Origin of the sequence: Catenibacterium sp. CAG:290, assembly GCF_000437715.1 — a bacterium.
GTDB lineage: Bacteria > Bacillota_I > Bacilli_A > Erysipelotrichales > Coprobacillaceae > Catenibacterium > Catenibacterium mitsuoka_A.
Window position 1 is genome coordinate 1,263 of the sequence record NZ_FR898857.1, and the last position, 5,799, is coordinate 7,061.

8 protein-coding genes and 1 pseudogene are annotated in these 5,799 nt (G+C 32.5%); all 9 read left to right on the forward strand.

All coding sequences use genetic code 11. From position 1 onward, the window contains the following. Window positions 1–267, forward strand: a 267-nt coding sequence (locus QVO42_RS08455; protein ID WP_288164171.1) for a peroxiredoxin, incomplete at its 5' end; no start/stop codon positions are given. Further along, on the forward strand, window positions 264–998 hold the full coding sequence (gene yaaA, locus QVO42_RS08460; protein ID WP_022425683.1) for a peroxide stress protein YaaA: 735 nt from the start codon (window positions 264–266) through the stop codon (window positions 996–998). The genes QVO42_RS08455 and yaaA, both read left to right, overlap by 4 nt. Then, on the forward strand, window positions 991–1,218 hold the full coding sequence (locus QVO42_RS08465; RefSeq protein ID WP_022425684.1) for a hypothetical protein: 228 nt from the start codon (window positions 991–993) through the stop codon (window positions 1,216–1,218). Before yaaA ends, QVO42_RS08465 begins: the two co-directional genes overlap by 8 nt. An 18-nt stretch (window positions 1,219–1,236) precedes the next feature. After that, window positions 1,237–2,004: pseudogene (locus QVO42_RS08470) on the forward strand (CapA family protein); the annotation flags it as partial. Between the two features lie 18 nt (window positions 2,005–2,022). Next, window positions 2,023–2,754, forward strand: a complete 732-nt coding sequence (locus QVO42_RS08475; RefSeq protein WP_022425686.1) for a MurR/RpiR family transcriptional regulator — start codon at window positions 2,023–2,025, stop codon at window positions 2,752–2,754. Window positions 2,755–3,023: 269 nt separating this feature from the next. Beyond that, window positions 3,024–4,427, forward strand: coding sequence for a glycoside hydrolase family 1 protein (locus tag QVO42_RS08480; RefSeq protein ID WP_022425687.1), 1,404 nt, complete (start codon window positions 3,024–3,026; stop codon window positions 4,425–4,427). A 1-nt stretch (window position 4,428) separates the two neighbouring features. After that, on the forward strand, window positions 4,429–5,064 hold the full coding sequence (locus tag QVO42_RS08485) for a cytidylate kinase-like family protein (protein ID WP_022425688.1): 636 nt from the start codon (window positions 4,429–4,431) through the stop codon (window positions 5,062–5,064). A gap of 17 nt (window positions 5,065–5,081) precedes the next feature. Next, window positions 5,082–5,636, forward strand: a complete 555-nt coding sequence (locus QVO42_RS08490) for a chromate transporter (protein WP_022425689.1) — start codon at window positions 5,082–5,084, stop codon at window positions 5,634–5,636. Next, on the forward strand, window positions 5,633–5,799 hold a 167-nt coding region (locus QVO42_RS08495; protein WP_288164176.1), incomplete at its 3' end, for a chromate transporter. The genes QVO42_RS08490 and QVO42_RS08495, both read left to right, overlap by 4 nt.

Below are 5,799 nucleotides of genomic sequence, written 5' to 3' on the forward strand. Positions count from 1 at the left end.
GTGGTAATAGGAATCAGCAAGGATTCTATAGCAAGTCATAAGAAGTTTAAAGAGAAATATGAACTGCCTTTCACTTTACTTTCTGATACAGAAAAGAAGACAATCCACGATTATGATGTATGGAAAGAAAAGAAGAATTATGGAAAGGTAAGTATGGGTGTTGTAAGAACAACTTACCTTATTGATGAAGAAGGAATCATCATTAAAGCCAAGGAAAAGGTAAAGACTGCAGATAATCCTCAAGAGATGCTTGAGGCTTTATCATGAAGATTATTATGAGTCCTGCTAAGAAGATGAGAGTAGATGAGGATGCTTCTATTACTCCTACTACACCTTGTTTTCTTAATGAGTCTTATATATTAGAAGAAAAGCTTAAGAATATGTCCTATGATGAGTTAAGAAGATTATGGAAAACTAATGAATCATTAACACATCAATGTTTTAAGGAGTTACAGGAGCGTCAGTTTAAACCACTGACATGTGCAATTCATGCTTATGATGGGATTGCGTTTAAGTACCTTCATCCTTTTTCTATGAGTGATGAAGAGAGAAGTTATTTAAACAAGCATTTACGTATTTTATCGGGGTTGTATGGGGTTTTGACTCCTACTGATGGAATTGTGCCCTATCGTTTAGAAATGGGCGTTAAATCGCTTAATTTATATGATTTCTGGGGTAGCAAGATATATGAATCACTTGATGATCATGTGATTATTAATCTCGCATCTAAAGAATATTCTAAATGCATTACTGATTATTTAAAGAAAGAAGATCAATGTATAAAGATACAGTTTCTTAGAAATATTAAAGGGGTACTTAAGCAGCAGGCAACATATGCGAAGATGGCTAGAGGGGCGATGATCTCTTATATGGCTAAAGAAAAGATAGAAAATATAAAGGACTTAAAGAAGTTTAATGATTTAGATTTTGTATTTGATGAAAAGCTGTCTAATGATCATTGTTTTGTATTTGTACAAGGGAGAAATGAAAATGAATAAGTTTTTAAAAGGTTTTGTATGTGCACTTCTTGTATTAAGTACTGGATGTGCCAAAGAAGAGAAGAAAGAAACACCAAAGAAGACTAAGAAAAAGACAGAAGAAACAGCGCAGGTTACTCATTCTGATATTACTATGTCTTTTGTAGGTGATATGACTTTAGGTAATTATGCAGGCCAGGCATATGATGGGTCTTTTGATCAGGAATATGTGAAACAGTGAAATAATCCTGATTATTTCTTAAAGAATGTCAAGAGTGTTTTTGAACAGGACGATTTAACTATTGCGAATCTAGAAGGTCCTTTGACTGATGAAGAGAGTCATGTTATTAAGTCATTCCCTTTTAAAGGTAAAAAGGAATATGCAAAGATTTTAACTAATAGTAGTGTTGAAGCTGTGACAGTCGCAAATAACCATTCTATGGACCGTTATCAAAAAGGAATGGATGATACTAAAGCAACTCTAGATGAGTATGGTGTAGGATATTTTGGTTATTCAAAAAGTTATATTAAAGAAGTAAAGGGTATTAAGTTTGGTTTTCTTGGTTATGCATTTCCTAATTCTGTATCTGATAATATGAAGAATGCGATTACTGAATTAAAGAAGAAAACTGATTTTGTGATTGTTTATTATCATTGGGGTATTGAAAGAAACTATAGTCCTACTCAGGGGCAGAGAGATTTAGCACATGCCACTATTGATGCAGGGGCTAATATGGTCGTAGGTAGTCATCCTCATGTATTAGAAGGGATTGAAACATATAAGGATTCCCCTATTGTTTATAGTTTAAGTAACTTCTGTTTTGGTGGTAATAGAAATCCAAGTGATAAAGATTCTATGATCTACCAGCAGACATTCCACTTTACTAATAAGAAGATCTCTAGTATGGAACATAAGATTATTCCATGTATGATTTCTTCTGTTAAGTATCGTAATAACTATCAGCCTATTATTGCGACTGGACAGGATGCAGAACGTATCTTAAAGAAAGTGAATACAATACAGTAAAAGAAAGGTGTTGATTAAATGATTGAAGATATCTTAAAAGAGAAAATGAATATGACTAGTGGAGAAGAGAGAATTGCGGATTATTTCTTAGATAAAAAAACTTTACTTCAAAAACAAAGCAGTCGTTCTATTGCATCTCAATTGTTTATCAACCCTTCTATGATTACTCGTTTTTGTCAGAAATTAGGATTTCATGGATATACTGATTTCCTAGAAGAATATTTAAAAGAAATTGAATATACAGAATCTCACTTCCAAGATCTTGATCCTAATCACCCTTTTGATGATCAAGATAAAAACACAGTAATCGCAAATAAGATTGGACAGCTCTATCATGAAATTGTAGATGATACATTAAAGCTAATGGGTCATGATGATCTGCAGAATGCGATTAATTGTATAAATAGAAGTGATATTATTTATGTCTATTCTGCAGGTGTACAAGGTGATGTAGCCCAGACTTTTAAAGATAAGATGTTGAAGATTGGAAAGAATGTGGTTCTTGAGACAAAGATGAATGAACTCTATTATCGTGCTTCTTATTGTTCTCTTAATTGTTCATTTATTATTCTCTCCTACTCTGGGGAAATAGAAGCAGAATTAAGAGGTGTTAAGAAGTTAAAAGAGCGACATATCCCTCTTCTCGCAATCACATCTTATGGAGATAATACATTATCTCAATATGCAGATTATGTTTTGAATGTTTCTACAAGAGAAAGACTGAAAGATAACCTAGTGATTTTGCGATGAATATATCTACGATGTTGATTCTAGATATATTATATGTGAGTATTTTTAATACTGATTATTTAAAGCATGTTGAAAGAAGAAGATCTAGTTCATAGGGATTTGATTTATTTAGAACATCCAAGAATCCTAACATTAGGTAAGCAACATTGTTGCTTGGATATTATTAAAAACACACATCTTTTCGCAACGCTATTGAAAGAAGCCGTTCATTAATTGAGCGACTTCTTTTTTCATTTATAATCTTAGTTGTAGAAAGAAAGGTGATGTAGATGTTTCCAAAAGATTTTCTCTGGGGCGGGGCAACGGCAGCCAACCAGATAGAAGGTGCTTATTTAGAGAATGGTAAAGGATTAAGTACCGCAGATGTGATGACTTTAGGGTCTCATAAAAAGAAAAGACGTATTACAAAAAGTGTTGAAGAGAATGAATATTATCCTAGTCATAATGCGATTGATTTTTATCATCATTATAAAGAAGATATCGCACTATTTGCAGAGATGGGATTTAAAGTTTATCGTATGTCTATTAACTGGACACGTATTTTCCCTAGTGGGGATGAATTAACACCCAATGAAGAAGGACTTAAATTCTATGATTCAATACTAGACGAATTAGAGAAGTATCATATTATACCTCTTGTAACTATTTCTCATTTTGAAACACCTTTAGGACTTCAAAAGTATGGTTCTTGGGAAAATAGAGATGTAGTGGATTGTTATGTACGTTTTGCGTCAGTTTTACTAAAAAGATACAATAATAGAATAAAATACTGGCTTACGTTTAACGAAATCAATTGTATGTCTACTCAACCTTGGGTTGCAGCTGGTATTAATAGTGATGATGAGAGAGTAAGAATGACGGCAGCATATCATCAATTTATTGCAAGCGCAAAAGTTGTAAAGATTGCTCATAAAATTAATCCTGATAATAAGGTAGGAATGATGTATTGTGGTCATTTCTCTTATGCATATAGCGCTAATCCTGATGATGTGATTGGAACGATGAATTTTATGCATAGTATGATGTTCTATTGTGATGTACAGTGTCGTGGATATTATCCGCAATATAAATTAAAAGAACTAGAGAGACTACATATTACCTTACCTATTCAAGAAGGAGATTTAGAAATACTTAAAGAAGGTAAAGTAGATTTCTTATCACTTAGTTATTATTGTACTCATGTAACTGGTAAAAAGACGAAAGGTATTCTTAAAGGTATGAATGGTTTAGATACAGGGTATAAGAATACATTCTTACCTAAGAGTGATTGGGGATGGACTATTGATCCCCAGGGGTTAAGATATGCATTAAATTATTTATATGATCGTTATCAGCTGCCTTTGATGATTGTAGAGAATGGAATAGGTGCTATAGACCAGTTAGAAGATAATAAGGTTCATGATACATATCGTATTGAGTATCTAAAAGCTCATTTAAAGGAATTATCTAAAGCAATTGAAATAGATGGTATTCCAGTGATGGGTTATACAATGTGGGGTCCTATTGATTTAATTGCGGCATCTACTGGTGAAATGAAAAAGAGATATGGTTTTATTTATGTAGATGTAGATGATTTAGGAAATGGATCTATGAAGAGATATAAGAAGGATTCTTTCTATTGGTATAAGAAAGTTATTGAAACAAATGGACAAATCTTAGAGGAGGATTACTAGTATGAAGAAATATATTTTAATGGATAGTGAATATTGTAGTATGGGTAGATGGATTTCTGTTATTGTAGGTAAAAAGTTAGGAATGAAATTATATGAAGGTAAGGATCTTGTAAAACTAGCTGATGAAAAGTGGTTGACTGAAGATTATTTAAAGGATTTTGATAATAGAATTGCGGATATGTCTTTAGAAGAAGTAAAAGCAAGTGATGAAATTAAAAAGGTTCATCAGGCTTTATCTAAAGCTATTTTAAAAGCAGTAGAAAATGGTCCATGTATTATTCATGAAAGAGCAGCAGGTGATGTACTTGAAGGACATCCAGATTGTTTAAAGGTACTTTTATATAACACTTCAATGGAACATCGCATTCCTCGTGCAATTGCGGATAAGACATATGATTTAGAAGGATTAGAACATGATGAATTAGTGAGTTTTATTCATCGTGAAGATCATAAGCGTAAGGTTTATCGTGATGCCATTTCTCATCATTTATGGGGTGAAAAAGAAAGCTATGATATTTGTTTAGATAGTGATGTTCTATCTAGAGAGAAGTGTGCAGAAATATTAATCGAAGCAGCATCAGATTGTAAACTTGATTTAGAGGAATGTGCGCAAATTATTAAAAATTATTTTAAATAAACAAGAGGTAAATAGAGATGATCAAAAAGCTTTGGAAATTATTTTATCCAATGGTCTATCTCAGCACTTTTACTTTTGGTGGTGGCTATGTCATTGTCACATTAATGCAGAAGAAGTTTGTAGATGACTATCATTGGATCAATAAAGATGAAATGTTGGATTTAGTCGCTATTGCCCAATCAGCACCTGGTGCTATTGCCGTCAATGGAGCTATTGTAGTGGGATATAAGATTGCTGGTGTTTTAGGAATTATTGTGAGTGTTATTGCGACTATTCTTCCTCCATTTATTATTATTTCTGTTGTATCTGTATTTTATTCTATTTTTAAAGAGAATTTGATAGTTCATTATGTGCTTGATGGGATGCAGTCAGGTGTAGGTGCAGTGATTGGTGTTGTAGTTGTAGAAATGGCATTAGGTATCTTTAAGGAAAAGAAAATAAGCTATTATTTGATTATGTTTGGTTCTTTTATTGTGAATTACTTCTTTAAGGTAAATGTTGTATTGATTATTTTGATATGTATTGTGATAGGTATTATTTATTCTTTATATGAAAGGAGATTCATGCAGTGATCTATTTACAGTTGTTTTTAAGTTTTCTACAGATTGGTGCTTTTAGTTTTGGTGGTGGTTATGCTGCAATGCCTTTGATTCAAAGTCAGATTGTCGATTTACATCATTGGCTGGATTTTAAAGAATTTACAGATTTAATCACTATATCACAAATGACCCCCGG